The organism is Nonomuraea sp. NPDC003201, assembly GCF_053590415.1.
In genome coordinates, this window is the sequence record NZ_JBSFTC010000133.1 from 1 (window position 1) to 21,336 (window position 21,336).

23 protein-coding genes are annotated in these 21,336 nt (G+C 71.8%); 7 read left to right on the plus strand and 16 right to left on the minus strand.

Going from position 1 to position 21,336, the window contains the following annotated elements; genetic code table 11:
- On the plus strand, positions 1 to 1,996 hold a 1,996-nt coding region (locus ACWDX9_RS34965), incomplete at its 5' end, for an alpha-galactosidase (RefSeq protein ID WP_449961584.1).
- Between the two features lie 99 nt (positions 1,997 to 2,095).
- The gene (locus ACWDX9_RS34970; protein WP_449961587.1) at positions 2,096 to 2,914 is read left to right on the plus strand and encodes an ACT domain-containing protein; all 819 of its coding nucleotides are present in this window, start codon (positions 2,096 to 2,098) and stop codon (positions 2,912 to 2,914) included.
- Between the two features lie 63 nt (positions 2,915 to 2,977).
- Here the strand turns inward: ACWDX9_RS34970 and ACWDX9_RS34975 are convergent, their stop codons facing one another.
- The 9 genes from ACWDX9_RS34975 to ACWDX9_RS35015 all read right to left on the minus strand — a co-directional run bounded on the left by ACWDX9_RS34975 (position 2,978) and on the right by ACWDX9_RS35015 (position 13,235).
- Positions 2,978 to 4,303 carry an aminopeptidase P family protein gene (locus ACWDX9_RS34975; protein WP_449961590.1) on the minus strand — a complete coding sequence of 442 codons (1,326 nt, stop codon included), beginning with the start codon at positions 4,301 to 4,303 and terminating at the stop codon, positions 2,978 to 2,980.
- Positions 4,296 to 5,582 carry an alpha/beta fold hydrolase gene (locus tag ACWDX9_RS34980; protein ID WP_449961593.1) on the minus strand — a complete coding sequence of 429 codons (1,287 nt, stop codon included), beginning with the start codon at positions 5,580 to 5,582 and terminating at the stop codon, positions 4,296 to 4,298. Before ACWDX9_RS34980 ends, ACWDX9_RS34975 begins: the two co-directional genes overlap by 8 nt.
- A complete protein-coding gene (locus ACWDX9_RS34985) occupies positions 5,579 to 6,391 on the minus strand; it encodes an ATP-binding cassette domain-containing protein (protein WP_449961596.1) in 813 nt (270 codons plus the stop codon). The genes ACWDX9_RS34980 and ACWDX9_RS34985 overlap by 4 nt, the downstream gene beginning before the upstream one ends.
- Positions 6,388 to 7,200 (minus strand): ABC transporter ATP-binding protein, encoded by an 813-nt coding sequence (locus tag ACWDX9_RS34990; RefSeq protein WP_449961599.1) that lies wholly within the window; start codon positions 7,198 to 7,200, stop codon positions 6,388 to 6,390. Before ACWDX9_RS34990 ends, ACWDX9_RS34985 begins: the two co-directional genes overlap by 4 nt.
- Positions 7,197 to 8,195: an ABC transporter permease gene (locus ACWDX9_RS34995; protein WP_364256687.1), complete on the minus strand. Its 999-nt coding sequence runs from the start codon at positions 8,193 to 8,195 to the stop codon at positions 7,197 to 7,199. The genes ACWDX9_RS34990 and ACWDX9_RS34995 overlap by 4 nt, the downstream gene beginning before the upstream one ends.
- Positions 8,192 to 9,106, minus strand: coding sequence for an ABC transporter permease (locus tag ACWDX9_RS35000; protein ID WP_449961602.1), 915 nt, complete (start codon positions 9,104 to 9,106; stop codon positions 8,192 to 8,194). Before ACWDX9_RS35000 ends, ACWDX9_RS34995 begins: the two co-directional genes overlap by 4 nt.
- Positions 9,107 to 10,810 carry an ABC transporter substrate-binding protein gene (locus ACWDX9_RS35005; RefSeq protein ID WP_449961605.1) on the minus strand — a complete coding sequence of 568 codons (1,704 nt, stop codon included), beginning with the start codon at positions 10,808 to 10,810 and terminating at the stop codon, positions 9,107 to 9,109. It lies immediately after the preceding gene.
- Positions 10,807 to 12,720, minus strand: coding sequence for a glycoside hydrolase family 127 protein (locus tag ACWDX9_RS35010; RefSeq protein WP_449961608.1), 1,914 nt, complete (start codon positions 12,718 to 12,720; stop codon positions 10,807 to 10,809). The genes ACWDX9_RS35005 and ACWDX9_RS35010 overlap by 4 nt, the downstream gene beginning before the upstream one ends.
- A 137-nt stretch (positions 12,721 to 12,857) precedes the next feature.
- Entirely contained in the window at positions 12,858 to 13,235 is a 378-nt protein-coding gene (locus ACWDX9_RS35015) for a hypothetical protein (RefSeq protein WP_397370109.1), read from the minus strand.
- A 172-nt stretch (positions 13,236 to 13,407) separates the two neighbouring features.
- On the opposite strand from ACWDX9_RS35015, the gene ACWDX9_RS35020 reads away from it, so the two are divergent.
- Positions 13,408 to 14,193, plus strand: coding sequence for a hypothetical protein (locus ACWDX9_RS35020; protein ID WP_449961611.1), 786 nt, complete (start codon positions 13,408 to 13,410; stop codon positions 14,191 to 14,193).
- On the opposite strand, the gene ACWDX9_RS35025 is transcribed toward ACWDX9_RS35020, so the two are convergent.
- Genes ACWDX9_RS35025 through ACWDX9_RS35035 form a run of 3 tightly spaced genes read right to left on the minus strand, consistent with a single transcriptional unit; the run spans position 14,183 to position 15,121 of the window.
- A complete protein-coding gene (locus ACWDX9_RS35025; protein ID WP_449961614.1) occupies positions 14,183 to 14,476 on the minus strand; it encodes a hypothetical protein in 294 nt (97 codons plus the stop codon). The two genes, ACWDX9_RS35020 and ACWDX9_RS35025, sit on opposite strands and share 11 nt — an antisense overlap.
- Before the next feature lie 20 nt (positions 14,477 to 14,496).
- Positions 14,497 to 14,784 carry a hypothetical protein gene (locus tag ACWDX9_RS35030; RefSeq protein ID WP_449961617.1) on the minus strand — a complete coding sequence of 96 codons (288 nt, stop codon included), beginning with the start codon at positions 14,782 to 14,784 and terminating at the stop codon, positions 14,497 to 14,499.
- Positions 14,785 to 14,806: 22 nt separating this feature from the next.
- Positions 14,807 to 15,121, minus strand: coding sequence for a hypothetical protein (locus tag ACWDX9_RS35035; RefSeq protein WP_449961620.1), 315 nt, complete (start codon positions 15,119 to 15,121; stop codon positions 14,807 to 14,809).
- Positions 15,122 to 15,237: 116 nt separating this feature from the next.
- Between ACWDX9_RS35035 and ACWDX9_RS35040 the strand changes: the two genes are divergently transcribed.
- The 3 genes from ACWDX9_RS35040 (at position 15,238) to ACWDX9_RS35050 (ending at position 17,503) form a co-directional block, all read left to right on the plus strand.
- Positions 15,238 to 15,765: a hypothetical protein gene (locus ACWDX9_RS35040; protein ID WP_449961623.1), complete on the plus strand. Its 528-nt coding sequence runs from the start codon at positions 15,238 to 15,240 to the stop codon at positions 15,763 to 15,765.
- Between the two features lie 31 nt (positions 15,766 to 15,796).
- Positions 15,797 to 16,786 (plus strand): aldo/keto reductase, encoded by a 990-nt coding sequence (locus ACWDX9_RS35045; protein WP_449961626.1) that lies wholly within the window; start codon positions 15,797 to 15,799, stop codon positions 16,784 to 16,786.
- A gap of 69 nt (positions 16,787 to 16,855) precedes the next feature.
- Entirely contained in the window at positions 16,856 to 17,503 is a 648-nt protein-coding gene (locus ACWDX9_RS35050) for a DedA family protein (RefSeq protein WP_357753515.1), read from the plus strand.
- On the opposite strand, the gene ACWDX9_RS35055 is transcribed toward ACWDX9_RS35050, so the two are convergent.
- Positions 17,447 to 18,187: a GntR family transcriptional regulator gene (locus ACWDX9_RS35055; protein WP_449961630.1), complete on the minus strand. Its 741-nt coding sequence runs from the start codon at positions 18,185 to 18,187 to the stop codon at positions 17,447 to 17,449. The genes ACWDX9_RS35050 and ACWDX9_RS35055 overlap by 57 nt on opposite strands.
- 103 nt (positions 18,188 to 18,290) lie before the next feature.
- Here ACWDX9_RS35055 and ACWDX9_RS35060 point away from each other — a divergent pair, with 103 nt between their 5' ends.
- Positions 18,291 to 19,064 (plus strand): inositol monophosphatase family protein, encoded by a 774-nt coding sequence (locus ACWDX9_RS35060; protein WP_449961633.1) that lies wholly within the window; start codon positions 18,291 to 18,293, stop codon positions 19,062 to 19,064.
- 5 nt (positions 19,065 to 19,069) lie between these two features.
- Here the strand turns inward: ACWDX9_RS35060 and ACWDX9_RS35065 are convergent, their stop codons facing one another.
- From ACWDX9_RS35065 to ACWDX9_RS35075, 3 genes are all read right to left on the minus strand, one after another.
- On the minus strand, positions 19,070 to 19,750 hold the full coding sequence (locus ACWDX9_RS35065; RefSeq protein WP_449961636.1) for an HAD family hydrolase: 681 nt from the start codon (positions 19,748 to 19,750) through the stop codon (positions 19,070 to 19,072).
- Positions 19,751 to 19,805: 55 nt separating this feature from the next.
- Entirely contained in the window at positions 19,806 to 20,531 is a 726-nt protein-coding gene (locus ACWDX9_RS35070) for a hypothetical protein (RefSeq protein ID WP_449961639.1), read from the minus strand.
- A 124-nt stretch (positions 20,532 to 20,655) separates the two neighbouring features.
- Positions 20,656 to 21,309: a GntR family transcriptional regulator gene (locus ACWDX9_RS35075; protein ID WP_449961642.1), complete on the minus strand. Its 654-nt coding sequence runs from the start codon at positions 21,307 to 21,309 to the stop codon at positions 20,656 to 20,658.
- Positions 21,310 to 21,336: the final 27 nt, after the last annotated feature.

The following is a 21,336-nucleotide window of genomic DNA, read 5'->3' on the forward strand; positions in this document are numbered from 1 at the left end:
CGGTCCTCGGCCTCGACCCCGACCAGGACGATCTGGCCCTCGACGGGCTGAACTACGTCCCGGCACCGCCGCGCCGCCGCTGCTGCCCGCCCAGGGAGACAGCTGGTACGGCAGGCCGGGCCTGTCGGGCGGCCGGGACGGCGAACACTGGCCGGTGCGCTGGACGCTGGACCGGCTCGACGTGGACGCGACGCCCGGTCAGGGCGGCACGGTCACCGTCGCGGCCTCCGACGCCCGCGCGGGCCTTGAACTGGTCAGCGAGCTGGCCATGGACGCCGGCGGCCTGGTGACGATGCGGCACACGCTGACGAACACCGCCGCCGCCCCGTACCGGCTGGAAGGGCTGGTCTGCGCGCTGCCGGTGCCGGCGCGCGCCGGTGAGCTGCTGGACTTCACCGGCCGGTGGGCGCTGGAGAAGGTGCCGCAGCGCACGGCGTTCGGGTACGGCGTGTGGTCGCGGGAGAACCGGCGCGGCCGGACCGGGCACGACGGCACGGGGCTGCTGGTGGCCGGGACCGCGGGGTTCGGGTTCCGGGGCGGCGAGGTGTGGGGGGTGCACGCGGGCTGGAGCGGCAACCACCTCCACTACGCCGAGCGGCTGGCCGAAGGCCCGGCGCTGGTGGCGGCGGGCGAGCTGCTGGAGCCCGGCGAGATCGTGCTGGCCGAGGGGGAGAGCTACCGCACGCCGCTGGTGTACTTCACCTGGTCGGGCGGCGGGCTGGACGCGGCGAGCACGCGGCTGCACGACCACCTGCGCGCCGCCCGCCCGCTGGGGGTCCGCCCGGTCACGCTGAACAACTGGGAGGCCACCTACTTCGACCACGGCCTCGACCGGCTGCTGGAGCTGGCCGACAAGGCCGCGGCGGCGGGGATCGAGCGGTTCGTGCTCGACGACGGCTGGTTCCGCCACCGCCGCCACGACCGGGCCGGGCTCGGCGACTGGTACGTCGACGAGGGCGTCTGGCCGGACGGCCTGAACCCCCTCGCCGAGCACGTGCGCAAGCTCGGCATGCAGTTCGGGCTGTGGTTCGAGCCGGAGATGGTCAACCCGGACTCCGACCTGCTGCGCGCGCATCCCGACTGGATCCTCGGGCGGGCCGAGCGCGTGCCGCCGCCGCAGCGCAACCAGCAGGTGCTCGACCTGGCCAGGCCCGAGGCGTACGACTACCTGCTGGAGCGGCTGGACAGCCTGGTGAGCGGGTACGCGCTCGACTACATCAAGTGGGACCACAACCGCGACATCGCCGAGCCGGTGCACGACGGGGTGCCCGGGGTGCACGCGCAGACGCTGGCGGCGTACCGGCTGCTGGACGAGCTGCGGGCCCGCCATCCCGGGCTGGAGATCGAGTCGTGCTCGTCGGGCGGCGCCCGCGTCGACTTCGGCGTCCTGGCGCGTACCGACCGGGTGTGGACGTCCGACTGCAACGACGCGCTCGACCGGCAGGCGATCCAGCGCTGGACCGGGCTGCTCGTGCCGCCGGAGCGGATGGGCAGCCACGTCGGCGCGCCGCAGGACCACAGCACGGGCCGGTCGCTGCCGCTGGCCTTCCGGGCCGCGACCGCGCTGTTCGGGCACATGGGCGTGGAGTGGGACCTGACCTCGGCGAGCCAGGCGGAGCTGGAGGAGCTGGCCGAGTGGATCGCCCTGCACAAGCGGCTGCGGCCGACGCTGCACGCCGGGCGGGTGGTGCGGGCCGACCATCCGGACCCGTCGGCGCTGCTGCACGGGGCGGTGCTGCCGGAGCGCGGGGTGTTCGCGTTCGTCCAGCTCACCTCCAGGGTCGCGATCGGGCCCGCGCCGCTGCGGCTGCCCGGGCTCGACCCGGCGGCGACGTACGAGGTGCGGGTCGCGGGCCCCAAGCCCCGCGCGGCCGGGCTGCCGGAGTGGACCTCGGGCCCGGTGCGGCTGAGCGGCGCGGTCCTGGGCGAGCTGGGGCTGCCCGCTCCCGTGCTGCGGGCCGAGTCGGCGTTGGTCTTCGAGGTCGAGCGGGTGTAAGGGGCCTGTCATGAACGGGCCATGCGGTTAGGGCGGTTTAATGCCGCCGCAACCGCGCCGTTCGTGATCAGGAAACACGGCCCGCAGACACTGGGGTGCATGAGCGATGCACCGAGGGTTATGAACGGTAATCGGCGCTCCTGGCGGCGAGAGATCGTCGAGCTGGCCGCGCTGTTCCTCGCGGTCGGCCTGGCGCACCTGCTCGCGACCCTGCTCGGCCACCGCGAACCGGGTCCGGTCGTGATGGTCGGGCTGGGGGCGGCGTTGATCGTGGGGGCGGCGGTCCACAAGCGGATGGGCCACCGCCCCGTACGCAAGGCCCCCGCGCTGCCCGTGGGGGAGGGCGCGGGGGCGGCCATGGTGTTGTGGCGCATCCGCATGCGGGTGGTGGAGCGGCCGGGGCGGCTCGCCTCGGTGGCGGGGGCGTTCGGGCGGCTGGGCTGCAACATCCTGGCGCTGCACATCGCGCCGACCGGGAGCAGCGCGATCACGCCCGCGGGGTGTGACGCGCTGGACGAGTTCGTCATCGAGGCGCCGCCGGGGCTGGCGCTGGAGGCGCTTTCCGGGGCGCTGACGGAGGCGGGCGGGCATGACGTCGTGATCGTGGCCGCGCAGGTCAAGGACCTCACCGATCCCGGGGTTCAGGCCCTGGTGCTGGCGCAGCGGGTGAGCGCGGACCCGGACCGGCTGCCCGAGGCGATGGGGGAGCTGCTGCGGGTGCCGGAGGTGGAGTGGCGGCGGCCGGGGGACACGGTGGATGAGGGGGCCGAGCTCAACACCACGATGGTGATCTCGGTCAATCCGGACCGGGCGCTGCTGATCCGGCGTCCCGAGCTGCCGTTCACGCCCACGGAGGCGGCCCGTGCGGCGGCCCTCACCGCCACCGCCCGCCAGGCCCGCTACAGCAGCTCACCCTGACCCGGCGGCGGGGGCGGGTTCTTCCGGCGCAGAGTGGGGTGGTGCCGGAAGAACCCGCGGGGGTCAGACGGTGGACTCCTTGGCCCAGCGTTCCAGGCCGGAGGCGTCGATGGGCAGGGCGTCCGACAGGATGTCCGTGCCGGACGGCGTCACCAGCAGGTCGTCCTCGATCCGTACCCCCACCCCGCGCAGCTCCGGCGGGACCGTGAGGTCGTGGGCGTGGAAGTACAGGCCGGGCTCGACGGTGAGCACCATGCCCGGCGCCATGGCGGCCCCGTGGTAGGCCTCCGGGCGGGACTGGGCGCAGTCGTGCACGTCCAGGCCCAGGTGGTGGCCGATGCCGCAGATCAGGTAGCGGCGGTGGTGCTGGCCGGTGTCCGACAGGGCCTCGTCCACCGAGACCGGCAGCAGCCCCCAGTCGTCCAGCCCGCGCGCGATGACCTCCATCGCCGCGTGGTGGAAGTCGGTGAAGCGCCGGCCGGGGCCGACCGCCGCCAGGCCCGCCCGGTGCGCCTTCTCCACCAGGTCGTGCACCTGCCGCTGGGCGGGGGAGAAGGCGCCGGAGGCGGGGAAGGTGCGGGTGACGTCGGCGGTGTAGTGGCTGCGGACCTCCACACCCATGTCGAGCAGCAGTAGCTGGTCCGGCAGGACGGGCCCGTCGCAGCGCACCCAGTGCAGGGTGGGGGCGTGCGGGCCGCTGCCGACGATGGTGGCGTAGCCGGGGCCGTTGCCGTACGCCCTGGCGTAGCGGTCGAACGTGCCCTGCAGCCACCGCTCGCCCGCCCCCTCGATCGCCGCCGGGACCTCGGCCAGCACGGCCGCGAAGCCCTCGACCGTGCGGTCCACGGACTCGCGCAGCTGGCCGATCTCCCACTCGTCCTTGATCATGCGCAGCTCGGCCAGCACCCGGGGGAGCTCCTCCACCGGTTCGGACGTGTCCGTGAACTCCGACAGGGGCTTCACCGCGACTCCGAGCGCCGCCGACCACTCGGCGAGGGACGGGGACGGGCCCACCCACAGCTCCCCGTACGCCGCGTCGGCGAAGAAGCCGATGTCGCCGGGGCGGGCGGGCGGCGGCAGGTAGAGGGTGGCGGCGCCGTCCGCGATCACGGCGACGGCGTTCTCCACGGCGCAGCCGGTGAGCCAGTAGAAGTCGCTGTCCACGCGGAAGTCGTAGGCGGTGTCGTTGCTGCGCACCGGAGCCCGGCCCGCCTTCACCACCACGGTCCTGCCGGGCAGCGCGGCGGCCAGGCGCTCGCGGTGCGCGGCGGCCGCCTCGGCCGCCCCGGGCACGAGGTCGGGGGTACGGGCGGGGGCGTCCCAGCCCTGGGCGATGAACTCGCGGAACGCGGGAACCTCTGTCAGCTTGGGGGGTCTGCCGTCATTCACTGGTGATTCCTCCTCCTATGTCGCGCACCAGTCCGGTCAGGCGGGCGAAGACACGCTCCTCGCCGATGCCGTCGTGCTCGTACTCGTTGGTGACCCAGGCCTGCGTGTTGCCCACCCTGGAGGCGGTGTCCAGTTGCAGCCCCGAGTCGACGTACATGTCGTCGAAGTAGACGGCCGCCGCCACCGGCACGTCGTTGGCCGCCAGGCGGTCCAGGTCGTACAGCGCCGGCCACTCGGCCCGCTCGGCGAGCAGGTCGACGGCGGCGCGGAAGGGGCGCAGCGCGCGGATCTCCGCGAACATCCACGGATAGATCATCTCGCCGGTGAACAGCAGCGGCCGGGCGTCCTCGGCGAAGGCGGGGTGGTTGGCGCGCTCGCGCTGCGCCGCCCAGGCGGTCGCGCCGGGACCGGAGCCGTAGATGCTCTCCTGCAGCGCGGCGAACAGCGGGTTGTCGGCGTAGGACGAGCGGGCCAGCACCTGGTGCAGGAACGTCTCCGGCAACTCCCCTCCTTCCAGCAGGGCTTCGTCGAGCAGCCAGTGCATGCGCTCGTACCCCGGCTTCATGCCGAAGTCGATCCCCAGCGACTGCAGCCGCCGCACGGTGAGCGTGTCGCCGTCGGGCAGCAGCACGTCGCCGTAGGCCAGCCGGTCGGCCAGCCGGGCCACCGTCTCGGCGTGGTGCGGGTAGCGGCGGTAGAACTCGGCGTTCTTGGCCGCGACCCGGGGATAGGTGCGCCGGTAGACCTCCGACGCGTCGGGGTCCACGGAGGGCAGCCCGCCGGCCACGTAGCAGGCGCTCAGCCCCTCCGGCGCCTGCGACAGGTACGTCAGCGTCAGGAAGCCGCCGTAGCTCTGCCCGAGCGTCGACCAGCGCCGCCCGCCGAAGACGGTCTTGCGCAGGTGCTCGGCGTCGGCCACGATCGAGTCCGCGCGGAAGCGGGCCAGGTAGTCGGCGCCCTCCTGCGGGTCGAGCGCGCTCATCACCCGCCCGTCGATCCGCGAGCTGCGGCCCGTGCCCCGCTGGTCGAGCAGGATCACCCGGTACCTCTCCAGCGCCTGGCCGAGCCAGCCCGACGTGCCGACGGGACGCGGCCCCTTGCCGCCGGGCCCGCCCTGCAGGTAGAGCAGGCACGGCAGGTCGTGGCCGTCCCGGGTCGGGTCCACGAGCTCCCTGGCGAAGACCCTGATCGTGGCCTCCGGGTCCGACCAGTCGAGCGGCACCTCCACGACGTGGTCGCGTACCCGCATCCCCGGGATCGTGTAGGTCGCGGTGATCACGGCTTCTCCCTCCTGCGGCGGTCCCACTCCGGGTTGATGCGCGGGATGGCCGCCAGCAGCGTACGCGTGTAATCATGCCGGGGCTCGCCGAAGACCTGCTCGGCGTCCCCCAGTTCGACGATCTTCCCCTTGCTCATCACCGCGACCCGCTGCGCGATCTGCCGGACGACGGCCAGGTCGTGGGCGATGAACACGTAGCTGAAGCCGCTCTCGCGCTGCAGCCGCCGCAGCAGCTCGATCACCTGTGCCTGCACCGACACGTCCAGCGCCGAGACGGCCTCGTCGCAGATCACGAGCTTGGGGTTGACGGCCAGCGCGCGGGCGATGCCGATGCGCTGCGCCTGCCCGCCGGAGAACTGCGCGGGGTAGCGCAGCGAGTGGTCGGGGTTCAGGCCGACCCGCTCCATCAGCTCCTTGGCGTGCGCCCGCCGCCCGCCGTCGGGTGCGATGCCCTGGTAGTCCAGCGGTGCCATCAGGATCCGCTCCACCGTGTGGCGGGGGTTGAGCGAGGAGAACGGGTCCTGGAAGACGACCTGGACGTTGGCGCGGAAGCGGGCCAGCGCGGCCCCCTTGGCGTGGGTGACGTCCTCGCCGTCGAACTCCAGCGTGCCCTCGCTCGGGTCCATCAGCTTGGCGATCATGCGGGCGGTCGTCGACTTGCCGCTGCCGGACTCGCCGACCACGGCCAGCGTCTCGCCGAGCCGCACCTCGAAGCTGACCTGGTCGACCGCCGTGAACTCGGCCTTGGCGCCCAGTGGGCCGCGCGAGACGAACCGCTTGGTCAGGTCCTTGGCCCGCAGCAGCGTCATGCCTTCACCTCGCCGTCTACTGGATCGTCGATGCGCGGGATGCTCTCCAGCAGCATCCGGGTGTACTCGTGGCGCGGCTCGGCGAAGACCTGCTCTGCCGTGCCGTACTCGACCTGCTCGCCCTGCCGCATCACCAGCACCCGGGTGGCGATCGAGCTGATCACGGCCAGGTCGTGCGTGATGAACACCATGCCCATGCCGCGCTCCTGCCGCAGGCCGGCCAGCAGCTTCAGGATCTGCGCCTGAACGGTCACGTCCAGGGCCGTGGTCGGCTCGTCGGCGATCAGCAGCGCCGGCGAGCACACCAGGGCCATCGCGATCATGACGCGCTGCCGCTGCCCGCCGGAGAACTGGTGCGGGTAGTAGTCCACCCGCCGCTCCGGTTCCGGCAGGCCCACCTGCCGCAGCGCCTCGACCGCGACCTTCCGCGCCTGCGCGCGCGAGCCGCCACGGTGGGCGCGGTACATCTCCTCGATCTGCAGGCCGACCGTGTAGTACGGGTTCAGGGACGACAGCGGGTCCTGGAAGATCATCGACATCTGGTCGCCGCGCAGCCGCCGCAGCTCCCGGTCCGGGCGGCCGAGCAGCTCCGTGCCGTCCAGCCGAATGCTCCCGCTGGTCCTGGCGCCCTTGGGCAGCAGTCCCATGACCGCCAGGCTGGTCATGGACTTGCCGGACCCGGACTCGCCGACGATCCCGACGGTCTCGTCCCGTCCGACGGTGAAGGACACGCCCTTGACCACGTCCACCGGGCCGCGCGTGGTGGGGAAGGTGACGGTGAGGTCCTCCACGACAAGCAGGTCGCTCATTTCGCCGTGATCCTCACTCTCGGGTCCAGCATCGTGTAGACGAGGTCCACCACCAGGTTGCCGACCACCACGAAGAACGCCGCCAGCAGCGTCACCGCCATGATCACCGGCTGGTCGTTCTTGTCGATGGAGTCGGCCGCCATCTTGCCGACCCCGTTCAGCCCGAACACCTTCTCGGTGATCAGCGCGCCGCCCAGCAGCGCGGCGAAGTCCATGCCGAAGATCGTGGCGATGGGCGTCAGCGCCGGGCGCAGGGCGTGTCTGCGCAGCGTCAGGGCCGGGCTCAGTCCTTTGGACCGGGCCGTGCGCATGAAGTTCTCGGCGAGGGTGTCGATCACGTTCGCCCGGGTGAGCCGCGCGTAGAGGCAGGCGTAGACGGTGGCCAGCACGACCCACGGCATCAGGTACGACTGGAACCACACCACCGGATCGTCGGCGAACGCCACCGCCTGCGGGAAGGGCAGCACCTGCAGCTGCACCACCAGCACGTACTGCAGTGCCAGCGCCAGCACGTAGTTGGGGACGCTGGAGCCGCCCAGCGCCAGGCCCATGGCCGTGCGGTCCCACCAGGTGCCCTCCTTGACCGCGCTGACCAGGCCGGCGACGATCCCGATGAGCAGCCACAGCACCGCGGCCCCGATCGCGACCGTGGCGCTGACCGGCAGCCGCTCGACCACCATGTCCCACACGGACTGGCCGGTCTGGAAGCTGTAGCCCAGGCACGGAGCGGCGCAGTGCACCAGGTTCGCGCCCTCGCCGTAGTCGCGCCCGGCGAAGATCCCGACGAGGAAGGCGAAGAACTGCGTCAGCAACGGCTCGTCCAGGCCCAGCACGGCGTGGATCTGGTCGATACGCTCGGATGTGCACGTCTTCCCGCAGATCATCACCGCCGGGTCGGGCTGGAGCGTGAAGAAGATGATGAACGTGAACAGGCACACCAGGAAGAGGACCAGCAGCACCCCGCCGAGCCGCCCGGCGATGTAGCGCGCCATCATGAGGCCTCCCCGGCGTCGAGCGTGGCCCGCAGTCGGTCGCCGAGCACCGTCAGCGACAGCACGGTGAGGAACAGGAGAACGCCGGGGATCACGAAGTACATCGGATCGACGGCGTACCACCCGACCGAACTCGCGATCATCTGGCCCCACGACGGCGTCGGCGGTGTCACGCCGACGCCGAGGAACGACAGCCCCGCCTCGGTGCCGACGTAGCCGGGCACGGCCAGGGTGGTCATCACGATCAGCGAGCTGCGCAGGTTCGGCAGGATCTCCTTGAACACCAGCGCGCCCGTGGAGGCGCCCGACGCCCGGGCGGCCTCCACGAACTCCCTGTTCACCAGCGTCATCGTCTGCCCGCGCACCACCCGCGCCAGGTACGGCCAGCCGAAGAAGCTGATCACCAGGACCAGCAGCACCGGCCGGTTCCCCTGCGGCAGCGACGACAGGATCGCGATCATGAAGATGAGCGCGGGGAAGGCCATGAGGAAGTCCATGACCCGGCAGATCACCTGGTCCACCCAGCCCTGGTAGAACCCGGCCAGCATGCCCAGCACCACGCCCAGCAGGGTCGTCAGCGCCGTGGCGGAGGCCGCGATCAGCAGCGAGACGCGCGCGCCGTAGGCGATGCGGGCCAGGATGTCGCGGCCGTTCTGCGGCTCGACGCCGAGCAGGTGGTCGGCGCTGATGCCGCCGAGCGACCCGCGCGGCACCCCGCCCAGGTCGGTGTTGACGGCGGCGGTGTCGAAGTCGTTCGGGCCGTGGCCGGTGATCGCGCTGATCAGCGGCGCGCCGATCGCCATCAGGACGATGAGCGCGAGGAACGCGGTGCTCAGCACCGCGCCCTTGTCATGCAGCAGCGCGCTCGTGACCCGTGCCCTCGACGTGCTCGGGGAGTAAGCGACGACGGCCATCTACTTCGTCGGCTTCGCCAGGCCGACGGAGATCAGGTCGATGCCGCCGGAGAAGGAGTTGGACTGGTAGGCGCCCGCGATGTTCGAGCCGACGAGGAGGATGAGCTTCTCGTAGGCCAGCGGGACGATCGGCGCCTCCTTCATGATCTGCTTGTCCAGCTCGCCGTAGGCCGCGTTGGCCGCCTGCACGTCCGTCATCGCGGCGATCTCGTCGATCCGCTGGTTGATGCCCTTGTCGTTGATCTGCGCGAGGTTGGCGTTGCCCTTGTCGGTGATGTTGCGGCCGTCGAACAGCGGCGGCAGGAACGTCGCGCCGGAGGCCCAGTCGGGGCACCAGCCGGTGACGGCGGCGTCGTGCTGCTGCGCCGGCGTGCCGATGACCTCGTAGTACGTCGAGGTGTCGATGTTGTTGATCTTGACGTCGATCTTCACCTGCTTGAGCGCGTCCTGGATCGCCACCGCCACTGCGGCCATCTTCGGGTCCGGCCGGGTGTCGAGCGTCAGCGTGAACCCGTTCGCCTGGCCGGCCTCGGCCAGCAGCTTCTTGGCCTCCTCGGGGTTGTACGGGTACGGGTCGTAGTCGACCCGGCCCGCGACCGTGGGCGGCTGGATCGAGGTGCCCTTGGCGGCCAGGGCGCCGCCGCCCATGCCCGCGACCACGGTGTCCTTGTTGATCGCCAGGTTGATCGCCTGGCGCACGCGCACGTCGTTCAGGGGCTTCTTGGTGGTGTTCAGGCCCATGTACGTGGTGCAGCCGTTGAGCCCGGCCAGCGTGCGCTGCTTGATCTGCGGCGCCTGCACCCGCGCCACGGTCGCCGCCTGGATCGACGGGCCGATGGCGTCGGTGTCGGTGCCCTGCCCGGCCAGCATGCGCTCGTCGATGGTGGCCGCGTCGAGGCCGAACGTCCACTCGAACGCGTCGGGCTTGGCCGCCCGGACGGTGTCGGTCTCACGCTTCCACTGCGGGTTGCGCTCCAGCTTCAGCGACACGCCGCGCTGGTAGCTCGCCACCTTGTACGGCCCGCTCGCGATCGGCTTGGTGTCGAAGGCCGCGCCCGCCCCCGTGCCCTTGGGGAAGGGGGTGAAGTTGGCCAGCGCGAGCGCGCTCGGGAAGTCGGCGTAGGGCTTCTTCAGGTGGAAGACGACCGTCTTGTCGTCGGGCGTCTCGATCGTCTTCAGGTCGCCGTCCAGGTACGGGCCCTTGTAGTCCTTGGGCGCGTCCAGCAGCAGCTTCCCGTACGGGGAGCCGATCCCGGCCTCCGGGTCGAACGTGCGCGAGAAGCCGAACTTCACGGCCTCGCTGTTGATCGGCGAGCCGTCCTCGAAGAACAGGTTGTCCTTGAGCTTGAACGTCCACGTCTTGGCGCCGTCCGACGGCGTGCCGGTGTCGGTGGCCAGGTCGGGCACGATCTTCGTGCCCTCGGCCCCCGGACCCGCGCCGAACATCGTCAGCCCCCGGTAGATGAGCCGGTAGAAGTTGTTCACTCCGCCGTCGAAGCCCCGCGTCGGGTCCAGATGGGAGAAGTCCGCCTTGTTCAGGATGCGCACGGTGCCGCCCGTCGCGGCCGGCGCGCCGGGCCCGCCCGAGGCGCCCGTGCCCGTGCCCGCGCCGGGGGCCGCCGCGCCGCCGCCACCGCCACAGGCGCTGAGCGCCAGCACGGTGGTCATGGTGACGCTCGCGAGCGCCGCCGATCTCCTCATCATGATGCCTTCTTTCCGTTGGTCCAGGGCGTCCTGACCCAGACCCGCATGGCTTGGGGGCCGCGGTTGCCCCACAGGAAGTAGGGGACGAAGGTCGCCGCGACCCTCGTCTCCGGGAGCGCCTCGTGCAGAGGGAGCTCGGGGTAGAGCTCGGCGGTGGGCGGGGGAGCCGCGTCCGCCTCCACGCGCAGCACGACGGCCGCGTCGCGGCGCTCGGTGTGCGCGTTAACAACGTCGTGGGCGCCGACGAGCAGGTCGTCGACGGGGGCCTGCGGGCTGTCGTGCTGCTCGACGCAGTAGACGAGCGGCCCCCGGGCCAGGCTGACCGCGCCCCGGGTGGCGTCCAGGTAGGGGTGCGAGCCGTGCGCCCGGACCGGCATGGGCAGGGTGAGGCGCACCTCGTCGCCCGGCGACCACGTGCGGTGCAGGGTGACCCACCCGCCGGACTCCGGCGCGTCGCAGGGCTCGCCGTTGACGGTGACGGTCACGTTCCGGGCCCAGCCGGGGACGCGCAGGACCAGCCCGTACGGCCCGTCCGTTGCCCGCTCGACGGTGATGCGCACGTCGCCGTCCCACGGGTAGGCCGTCTCCATCGCCAGCTCCAGCTCGGCCGTCCGGATCGTGGCCTGCGTGTAGGCGGTGATCAGCACGGCGCCGTCCCGCTCGGCCGCCACGTAGTCGGCGAGCTGGGCCATCCACCGCACGATGTTGGGCGGGCAGCACGGGCAGGTGAACCAGGCGCGGCGCAGCGCCTCGCCGCCCGCCTCCGCGCCGCTGCGCTGCGCGTGGTCGGGGCGGCGCTGCAGCGGGTTGTCGTAGAAGAACGCCGTGCCGTCGGCCGACAGGCCCACGGCGTAGGCGTTGTAGAGCACGCGCTCGAACACGTCGAGGTACTTGGCGTCCCCGCCGGCCAGGAACATCCGCCACGCCCACTGCATGACGCCGATGGCCGCGCAGGTCTCGCTGTAGGCGCGCTCGGACGGCAGCTCGTACCGGTCGCCGATCGCCTCGTCGGAGTGGCGGCTGCCCAGGCCGCCGGTGACGTACAGCTTGGTCGCCACCATGTCGTCCCAGAGCCGCTCCAGCGCCTCGAACAGCGACCGGTCGCCGGTCTCCAGGAAGACGTCGGCCGCGCCCGCCGCCAGGTAGGCCATGCGCACCGCGTGGCCGGTCACCGACGGCAGCTCGCGGAAGGGCACGTGGTCCTGGAAGTACTCGCCGGGGAAGATGCGGTGCTCCATCTGCCCGGTGCCGCGGCGGTCGACGAATGCCGCCGCCAGCGTCAGGTAGCGGCGCTCGCCCGTCTCCCTGTAGAGCTCGACCAGCGCCATCTCCACCTCGGGGTGGCCACAGACGCCCGTCTCGTTGAATCGCTCCACCGCCAGGTCGGCGAAGCGCGTGGCCACGCGCAGCAGCCGGTCGTCGCCCATCCGCCGGTTCGCGGCGACGGCAGCCTGGATGAGGTGGCCCAGGTTGTACAGCTCGTGTCCCCAGGCCAGGTCCTCCCACGGCTTCTTTTCCGAAGAGGGGGACTGGAAGAAGGAGTTGAGGTAGCCGTCGCCCGCCTGGATCCGCTCCAGCAGGCCGACCACCTCGTCGAAGAACTCCCTGGCCGAGGTGTCTCCGTCGCCGAGCTCGTACGCCAGACCTTCGAGGGTCTTGTACAGGTCGGTGTCGAGGAACGGGTACCGGCCCCGGTAGGGGGCGGGGTCGTCCTCCAGGAGGCGGCTCAGGTTGGCGACGTTGCCCGCCGCGCGGAGCTGCTCGACGGTGTGGGGGATTGTGGCCCTGCGGTTGCGGCGCTGCCAGTCATGCAGCAGTCCGCCGGTGATACGTGCTCCGGACAGCGGCCGAACTGCTCCTGCGATGGTGCGTACGGCGCCGGCCAGCGGCCTGACCTGCTTGGACGTCATGAACCTTCCCAGTAATGTGTGGCATTGCACTGAACCTTAGGTGTCTGGGAGGTAAGTTGCCAAGGGTTGGGACCGGATGGAAAAAAGAACGTAACCCGTCCGGAAACTGCCGGACGGGTCGGTCTGGCGCTCGGCGCCTATGCGCCGTACGGGGCGGGGCGCCAGGACGCCCAGTCGATGCGCACCCGGTCGCGCCGCTGCGGGTCCACCTTGACCGGCACCACCGCGCCGGGCACGACCATGCCCATGGGCAGGCGCGGCAGCGACTGGCGGTGCGTGACCCGGTGCACCTGCCCGTCCTGCGTCCGCACGCCCAGGACGAAGCTGACGAGCGGCTGCCCGTTGATCGTCACGCCGGTGTCGGCCATCGACTCGATCACCGCCTGCGCGGCGATGCCGGTGGCCAGGAGCTGCCGGCCGGTCCAGGAGGCGATCAGGAACGGCAGCCCGACGCACGCCAGGACCAGCATCGTCGCCCCCGTGATCGCCATTGCCATCCCCAGTCCCGTGCCCATCGCTCTCCCCGCCCTCTCCTCGCCCGCCGCAGGCGTTTCCCGAGTTGTACGCGGGACGGATTGCACGTCACTTGATCGCCGATTACACGGGGGCGATTGAGTAGCCCGTACTCAGGCGTTCATCGCGCCGCCGGGGCTGTACTGGGTGCCCAGCGGAAAACCGGAGGCGACCATGCACGCGCACCACGACCAGGGCCATGAGCAGGGCCATGAGCAGGGCCATGAGCAGGGCAATGAACAGGGCCATGACCGGGCCCAGCCCGAGACGTTCGACGTCCACGGAATGCTGCTCTTCGGCGACGACCCGCTCTATTTCTCGCACCTGCCGATGTTCCACGTCCCGGCGCACCGCTTCCAGGTGCTCATGGAGGTCGGCTTCCGCGACGACGTGCGCGAGGCGGTGCGCAAGGTGGACGATCTGCGCACGTTCGTGCCGGACCCGTTCGACATCCTGGAGCTCGACCCCGACGGCGGGCCGGTGCGGACCTCGGTGCGGGGCACCGTCTTCCGGGGGCACTTCGAGCGCGGCGGCACCCCGATCGCCGAGGACGTCACGGCGCGCATCAAGCGCGTCTTCTTCTTCCGGCGGCTCGATCCGGCGGCGCGTCACGACGACCAGGCGCCGCTGAGCTACCTGTGCTTCGGCCGGGCGGGCGGGCTGCACCTCGCGCACGAGATCACCGCCCGCCCCGACTTCGACCAGGTTCTCGCCGTCCGCCTCGTCCCGGGGACCGTGCGCCACGAGCCCGGCGTCACCGGAGAGCCGCCCGCGGACTTCGAGCGTCCGGTGCCGGTGACGTTCGGCCGGGTGGACACGCCGCGGCGGCGGCTCGTGGTGGGCGACACGGCGGAGGGGGCCTTCGACCTGGGCGTCTCCCGTACCGGGGAGCACGGTTTCCACGCCCAGGTGGAGGTGGTCGACGAGATCTACATGGAGACGGGGGACCTCAGCATGTGACGAGCCCGTCGAAGCGCTGCGGCCACTCCCACGTGAACTTGCTGTACGTGGAGCGCGGCTCCTTGTAGGTGCAGTAGCTGTCGGGCCCGTAGGCGAGCCGGACGCGGAAGTTCACGCCCTTCTTGCAGTTGTTCCAGACCCACAGCTCGTCCTGGGCTCCCCGGTCGTCCAGCGTGTACGCCAGGCAGGACGGCGCCCGGCCGGCGGCCGACGCCTGGGCGGCCGGGGCCGCGACGCCCACCGTGGTGAGGCCGGCCAGCAGGGCGATGGCGATCGCGCGCATGTTCTCCCGCTCCTTCCGGGTCAGCAGCTGACGAGGCCGTCGAAGCGGCGGGGCCACCTCCACCACCACCGGTCGTAGCCGCTGTTGGCCGTCTTGTAGGCGCAGTGGAAGTCCGGCCCGTTGGCCAGCTTGACCTTGTAGCTCATCGGGTGCTTGCAGGTGTTCCACACGTAGAGCTCGTCCTGGGCGCCCCGGTCGTCCAGCGTGTAGGTGAGGCAGGACGGGGCCGCGGCCTGCGCCGGCGTGGGCGACACGGCGATGGCGGCGGCCGCGAAGGCGCCCGCGGCGAGGATCGTTCTGGTGCGCATGTGCCTGTTTCCTTCCGTCGTCTCAGCAGGTGACCAGGCCGTCGAAGCGGCCCGGCCAGCCCCAGGTGAAGTAGTCGGCGCCGCCCGGCTTGAGCTGCCGGCACGCCAGGTCGGGCACGTTGGCGAGCCTGACCTTGTAGCTCTGGTTGGACGTGCAGCTGTTCCAGACCCAGAGCTTGTCCACGGCGCCCTTGTCGTTGAGGCGGTGCCCGAGGCACCAGGGCGCGGCGGCGGCCTTGTCGGTGGCGGTGGTGGCGGCTGAGGCCGGTCCGGCGGCGAAGCCTGCCGTGACCGCCCCCGCGAGCGCCACGGCTGCCACTGACGTGCGCAAACGCATGATCTTCTCCCTCCCGTCGCTCGGCTCGAGAGCCGATGACAGGAAGGTAGGTCCGGCGTTGTTGAGGAACTGTTGAGTATCCGTTGGCCGGCCCGCCCGGCAGTAGATTGTGCCGGGTGAGACGCGTGTCCGTGGTGGGGAACTCCGGGTCGGGGAAGTCGACGCTGGCGGCCGCGCTGGCCGGGCGGCTGGGGGTGCCGTGGCTGGAGCTCGACTCCGTCTTCCACATGGCGGGGTGGACACCGCGCCCGCCGGAGGAGTTCCGGGCCGAGGTCGACGCGTTCACGGCGGGCGACGGTTGGGTGGTCGACGGCAACTACTCCGCCGTACGCGACCTGGTGTGGTCGCGGGCCGACACCGTGGTCTGGATCGACCTGCCCAGGCCGGCGGTCATGCGCCGGCTCCTGGTCAGGACCTTCCGCCGGATGGCCACCGGCGCCGAGCTGTGGAACGGCAACAGGGAGTCCTTCCGCTTCCTCCTCGACAAGGACGAGTCGATCATCCGGTGGGCCTGGACGAAGCACGCCGTCTACCGGGAGCGCTACCGGCGGGCCGCCGAAGATCCCGCCAACGCGCATCTCACCTTCGTCCGCGTGGCGTCCCGGGCCGACGCCGAGCGGCTCGGACGGGCTGACAAAAATTGAAATCTGTCAGTCCAATAGGCATACTGGCCCTATGAGAACTCTGGGAACCGGCGGACCAGTCGTGTCCGACCTCGGGCTGGGCTGCATGGGAATGTCCGACTTCTACGGGCCGGCCGACACGTCCGAGTCCATCGCCACCATCCACGCCGCCCTCGACGCCGGCATCACGCTGCTCGACACCGGCGACTTCTACGGCATGGGCCACAACGAGCTCCTCATCCGCCAGGCGCTCGACGGCCGCTCGCGCGACGACGTGCGGATCAGCGTGAAGTTCGGGGCGCAGCGCGACTACGACGGCAACTGGCTCGGCTTTGACGGCCGGCCCGCGGCCGTCAAGAGCTCGCTCGCCTACACCCTGCGCCGCCTCGGCACCGACCATGTGGACGTCTACCGGATCGCGCGGGTCGACCCGGCCGTGCCGATCGAGGAGACCGTCGGCGCCATCGCCGAGGAGGTCGCCAAGGGGCGCGTGCGGCACGTCGGGCTGTCCGAGGCCGGGGCCGAGACCATCCGGCGGGCCCGCGCCGTCCACCCGATCGCCGACGTGCAGCTCGAATACTCGCTGCTGTCCAGAGGCATCGAGCGGGACATCCTGCCGGCCTGCCGCGAGCTGGGCGTCGGCGTGACCGCGTACGGGGTGCTGTCCAGGGGGCTGCTCAGCGGCCACTGGTCCAAGGACCGCGAGGTGGTCGCCGGTGACTTCCGCGCCGCCAGCCCGCGCTTCTCCGGCGACAACCTGGCGCACAACCTCACGCTGGTGGAGGCGCTGCGGAGCCTCGCCGAGGCCAAGGGGGCCACGGTCGCGCAGCTGGCCATCGCCTGGGTGCTGGCCCGGGGCCAGGAGATCGTCCCGCTCGTCGGGGCGCGGCGGCGCGAGCGGCTGGCCGAGGCCCTGGGCGCGCTGGACGTGAGCCTGACCGCCGAGGACCTGGCGGCGATCGAGGCGGCCGTCCCCGAGGGCGCCGCCGCCGGCTCGCGGTACGCCGAGGCGCAGATGTCCATGCTGGACAGCGAACGCTGACCGTCCGGTGCGCAAGGAAGGTCTCGATCGCGGGTCTTGTGGTGATGTGACGGCGCTAGGGTTGCGCGCGTGCATATCGACGAATGGTTGCAGGCGATCCCGGCCGGCTGGCTTTACGCCATGGTCGCGCTGGTGATCGGGTTCGAGAGCCTCGGCATCCCGCTGCCCGGCGAGATCGTCCTGGTCAGCGCCTCGATCCTGGCCTCCAAGGGCGTGGTGCACCCCTTCTGGGTCGGTGCGTGCGCGAGCGCCGGGGCCATCCTGGGGGATTCCGTGGGCTACGCGATCGGGCGCAGGGGTGGCGCGCCCCTGTTCGAGCGGCTCGGGCGGCGCTTCCCGAAGCACTTCGGGCCCCGGCACATCGCCAAGGCCGAAGGGTATTTCCAGCGCTTCGGGGTGTGGGCGGTCTTCGTCGGGCGCTTCATCGCGCTGCTGCGCATCCTGGCCGGGCCGCTGGCGGGGGCGCTGCGCATGCCGTACTGGAAGTTCGCCGTCGCCAACGTGCTCGGCGGGATCGTGTGGGCGGGCGGCACCACCACGGTGATCTTCTATCTCGGGCTCGTCGCCGAGAAGTGGCTGAAGGGCTTTTCGTGGGTGGGGCTCGTGGTGGCCGTGGTGTTCGGGATCTGCACCACGCTCTACCTGAAGCGGCGGGCCGCCTCAGCGCTCGATGAGAGTGACCTCGAGGGAGTAGTGCGAGGCCCGGTAGACGTGTGAGCCGTGCTCGACGGCCCGGCCCTGGTCGTCGTACGTGGTGCGGATCATGGTCAGCAGCGGCGCGCCGCGGCGCTCGTCCAGGAGCCTGGCCTCGGCCTGGGTGGCGGCCCGCGCGCCGATCCGCTGGTTGGCGACCCGCATCCGCACGCCCGCGGCGCGCAGCAGCTCGTACAGGCCGCGGCTCTCCAGGTCGGCGGCGGTGAGCTGGGCCAGGCCGAGCGGCAGCCAGTTGTGCAGCACCGCCAGGGGCTCCCCGGCCGCGAACCTCAGGCGCTCGAGATAGAGGATCTCCGCGCCCGCCTCCACGCCCAGGATCTGGGCGACCTCCTCCTCGACCGGGCGCGGCTCCAGCGCCAGCACCTGCGTGGCCGGCTCCTGGCCCGCCCTGCGCAGGTCGTCGTAGAGGCTCGTCAGCTCCACCGAGCGCTTGACCTGCCCGTGGACGACCTGGGTGCCGACGCCGCGCTTGCGCACCAGCAGGCCCTTGTCCACGAGATACTGGATGGCCTGGCGGATCGTGGGCCGCGACAGGCCCAGCTTGTCGGCCAGCAGGATCTCGTTGTCCAGCCGGGAGCCGGGCGCCAGGTCCCCTCGCCGGATGGCCTCGGCGATCTGCTCGGCCACCTGGAAGTAGAGCGGCACGGGACTGGATCGGTCCAGGTCGATGGCGAGATTCGTGGTCATGCTGATCAGCTTAACGCAGGTCAGAATGTCCTGACAAACAACCGGGCCGGGCGAAGTGGGCATAGAGGGTCATGATGCCCTTTCCCCTGCTTCGGGAGTGAAGATGGACGTGACGTACCTGCTGGACATCGCCACCGAGGCGGCCAGAGCCGTCGGGCCCCGGCTGCGCAAGGCCTTCAGATCCCGGCCCGAGGTGTCCACCAAACGCGACTTCCACGACCCGGTGACCGAGCACGACCGCGCCGCCGAGGAGACGATCCGCGCGGTCATCGCCGCCCGCGTGCCCGAGAGCGTGATCGTCGGCGAGGAGGGCGGCACGACCGGCTCCGGCGACCTCGTCTGGTACATCGACCCCATCGACGGCACCGCCAACTTCGCCGCCGGGCTGCCGTTCTTCTGCGTGTCGATCGCGGTGGCCGCGCGCGGCGAGCTGGTCGCCGGCGTGGTGTACGACCCCGTACGCGAGGACGAGTTCGGCGCCTCCACCGAGGGCGCCTGGTGCAACGGCACGGCGTTGAGGAGCGCCGGAGCCACGAGAGACCGGGAGGCGATGCTGCTGTCGAGCTATCCGACGCCCGCGGACCTGGAGGCGGACGGTGAGGAGGCGCTGCGCCGCTACGGCCGGTTCCTGGAGTCCTTCTCGGCCGTGCGCAAGCCGGGCAGCGCCGCGCTGAAGCTCGCGCACGTCGCCGCCGGCTGGTCGGACGCCGCCTACGGCACCCGCGCCCACCCCTGGGACGTGGCCGCGGGGGCGCTGCTGGTGCGCCAGGCGGGCGGCGTCTACCTCGGCGACCCGCTGGCACAGGGGTCCTACCTGGCGCATGTGGGCGGCTTCGACCTGGACGGCTCGGTGCTGGCCGAGCTGGCGCCCCGGTGACGCCGCTAGCGAAGCAGTCGCGGGAGCTCGGTCAGTGAGGTGATGCGCGGGAAGCCGGCGGGTGGCGGCTCGACCCCGAGCCGGTCGAGCCAGACCGAGCGCATCCCGGTCGCCGCCGGCCCCGTCACGTCCTTGTCGACGTCGTCGCCCACCAGCAGCACCTGCTCCGGCGCCAGCCCCAGCGCCGCGGCGGCGCCGGTGTAGGAGGCGGGTGACGGCTTGAAGTGGCCGCCCAGCACCTCGCCCGTCAGCACCGGCCCGACCAGGTCGGCCAGCCCGATCGCGCGGACCTTCGCCTCCTGCATCCGCTGCGCCCCGTTCGTCAGCACCCCGAGCGCGAACCCGCCCAGCTCCGCCACCGCCCCCGCCGCGTCCGGGTAGGCGCTCCAGCCCTGCCGGTAGCGTTCGCCGAAGTCGGCGTAGGCCCCGTCGAGGTCGCCGGGCACCGGCACGGCCAGCTCCCGGCAGAGCGAGGTCAGGCGGCCGTGCCGCTGCTCCTGATGGGTGCACTCGCCCGCGTGCCACATCGCCAGGTACCGCATCTCCAGGGCCTCCCAGAGCGCGGCCGCCTCGTCCAGGCGCGGGTGGCCGGGGAAACGCGCCGTCATCCATGCCGTGATCGCGGCGTCGGCGGCGCCGCGGTGGTCGAGCAGGGTGCCGTCCAGGTCGAACAGGACACCTTTCACGCCCGGAATGGGTCTCGCGGTCACGGCGTGGCTCCGGCTCCGGTGGCGGGTGCGGTCACGAGAGGGCCGCGGCGGCGATGCGGGCGGCCGTCTCCCGTGGTGGGTATCCGAGGGTGAGGCCGCGGACCGACAGCGGCGCCCGGGCGAAGCGGGCCTCGCCGTTCTCGCTGAGGATGTAGCGCAGCGCGGGGGAGTGGCCGCCGTGCGCCGCCAGCGCCGCCACCTCGGGCTCGGCCAGGTCGGGCGGCAGCGCGCCGCGGTAGTCGGCGATCAGCGCGTCCAGGTCGAACAGCTGCGCGTAGCGCTCGGCCGTGCCCGCCACGACCCTGATCAGCGCGCCGGCCGGCTCGGCGTGGTAGACCAGGCCGGTGCCGCCGCTCTTGGCGAACCAGCGCAGCGCCTCGGCCGCGGGCAGCGTGAACGCCCCGTACGGCTTGCGCCCGTACAGCAGGGCGTCGGCGATCCACCGGTCGCACCACAGCTCGTCGTGGTACGGCGAGGGGGAGCCCGGGTCGACGGACAGCCCCTGGGCCAGCACCGGGTTCCAGGCCGAGACCAGCGGGCTGCTGAACCGCGGCATGCGCGGCCCGTTCCAGTGGCTGAGCGCGTAGCCGTACCAGATGGTGACGACCTCGACCTGCCGGTCGCGAAGGGGCCGCTCGTAGGTGCCGTTCATGATCTGGCCGCCGTCGGGGTGCCGCCAGGGGCCCGGGACGATGCCTGCGGCTGCGGGGACCGGAGGGGTCCGGTAGTCGGGATGCAGTGTCCACGCGTCCGCCACAGTCCCTGCCCCCTCGGGTGCCAGACCACTTGAGTGGCCATCGTGCAACAGGTGTAATCGAGTTGCAATAGAGCAGGGCCGAACGCTGATTTTTGTCATCGGCGGCCGTGACGTACGTATTCGGTCAGTGCTGTTGCCGGTAATCCCCGGCCCGGCGCACGTGGTCGATCATGATGCATTCGGCGGCCTCGGCGTCGCCGGCCGCCAGCGCGGTCAGGATGCCCTCGTGCGCGTCGAGCTGGGCCCGCACCTGGGCCTCGTCCAGCCACAGCGACGCGCCGGCGGGCACCGGGACGCTGTTGCGCACCGACCTGGCGTGCGCGCCCAGGAAGGCCGGGCCGCCGATGTCCACGATGCGCAGGTGGAATCGAACGCTCTGCTCCCCGAGCCGGTCGTGCCTGCCGTGCGCGGCGTCCTCGGCCATCGACGCGTGCAGCTCGCGCAGCCCGGCCAGCTCCTCCGGGGTGATCCGGCCCGCCGCCAGGCGCGCGCCCAGGCCCTCGACCACCGCGCGCAGGCCGTAGTACTCGGCCAGGGCCTCGTCGCCCAGGTCCACGACGGTCGCGCCGTGATGCGCCTCGTAGCTGATCAGCCGGTCCTTCTCCAGCCTGCGCAGCGCCTCGCGCACGGGGGTGACCGACACGCCCAGCCGGCGGGCCACCTCCCCGGCCCGCAGCGCCGTGCCGCCCGGGATCCGCGCGGTGCGGATCTCGTCGAGCAGCACGCTGTAGACGTACTCGGCCTTGCTCATCGGCGGCCGCGGCTCAGTAGGCGACATGTCCCCATTTTCCATAGATTGACCTAT

Coding starts and splice junctions, on each gene's coding strand:
- ACWDX9_RS35060 (WP_449961633.1), top strand. CDS start 18,291: ATGGACGTGACGTACCTGCTGGACATCGCCACCGAGGCGGCCAGAGCC.
- ACWDX9_RS35025 (WP_449961614.1), bottom strand. CDS start 14,476: ATGCGCGCGATCGCCATCGCCCTGCTGGCCGGCCTCACCACGGTGGGC.
- ACWDX9_RS35000 (WP_449961602.1), bottom strand. CDS start 9,106: ATGGCCGTCGTCGCTTACTCCCCGAGCACGTCGAGGGCACGGGTCACG.
- ACWDX9_RS35015 (WP_397370109.1), bottom strand. CDS start 13,235: ATGGGCACGGGACTGGGGATGGCAATGGCGATCACGGGGGCGACGATG.
- ACWDX9_RS35005 (WP_449961605.1), bottom strand. CDS start 10,810: ATGATGAGGAGATCGGCGGCGCTCGCGAGCGTCACCATGACCACCGTG.
- ACWDX9_RS35030 (WP_449961617.1), bottom strand. CDS start 14,784: ATGCGCACCAGAACGATCCTCGCCGCGGGCGCCTTCGCGGCCGCCGCC.
- ACWDX9_RS35055 (WP_449961630.1), bottom strand. CDS start 18,187: ATGACCACGAATCTCGCCATCGACCTGGACCGATCCAGTCCCGTGCCG.
- ACWDX9_RS34985 (WP_449961596.1), bottom strand. CDS start 6,391: ATGACGCTGCTGCGGGCCAAGGACCTGACCAAGCGGTTCGTCTCGCGC.
- ACWDX9_RS35010 (WP_449961608.1), bottom strand. CDS start 12,720: ATGACGTCCAAGCAGGTCAGGCCGCTGGCCGGCGCCGTACGCACCATC.
- ACWDX9_RS35075 (WP_449961642.1), bottom strand. CDS start 21,309: ATGTCGCCTACTGAGCCGCGGCCGCCGATGAGCAAGGCCGAGTACGTC.
- ACWDX9_RS35020 (WP_449961611.1), top strand. CDS start 13,408: ATGCACGCGCACCACGACCAGGGCCATGAGCAGGGCCATGAGCAGGGC.
- ACWDX9_RS34990 (WP_449961599.1), bottom strand. CDS start 7,200: ATGAGCGACCTGCTTGTCGTGGAGGACCTCACCGTCACCTTCCCCACC.
- ACWDX9_RS34995 (WP_364256687.1), bottom strand. CDS start 8,195: ATGATGGCGCGCTACATCGCCGGGCGGCTCGGCGGGGTGCTGCTGGTC.
- ACWDX9_RS35045 (WP_449961626.1), top strand. CDS start 15,797: ATGAGAACTCTGGGAACCGGCGGACCAGTCGTGTCCGACCTCGGGCTG.
- ACWDX9_RS34970 (WP_449961587.1), top strand. CDS start 2,096: ATGAGCGATGCACCGAGGGTTATGAACGGTAATCGGCGCTCCTGGCGG.
- ACWDX9_RS35035 (WP_449961620.1), bottom strand. CDS start 15,121: ATGCGTTTGCGCACGTCAGTGGCAGCCGTGGCGCTCGCGGGGGCGGTC.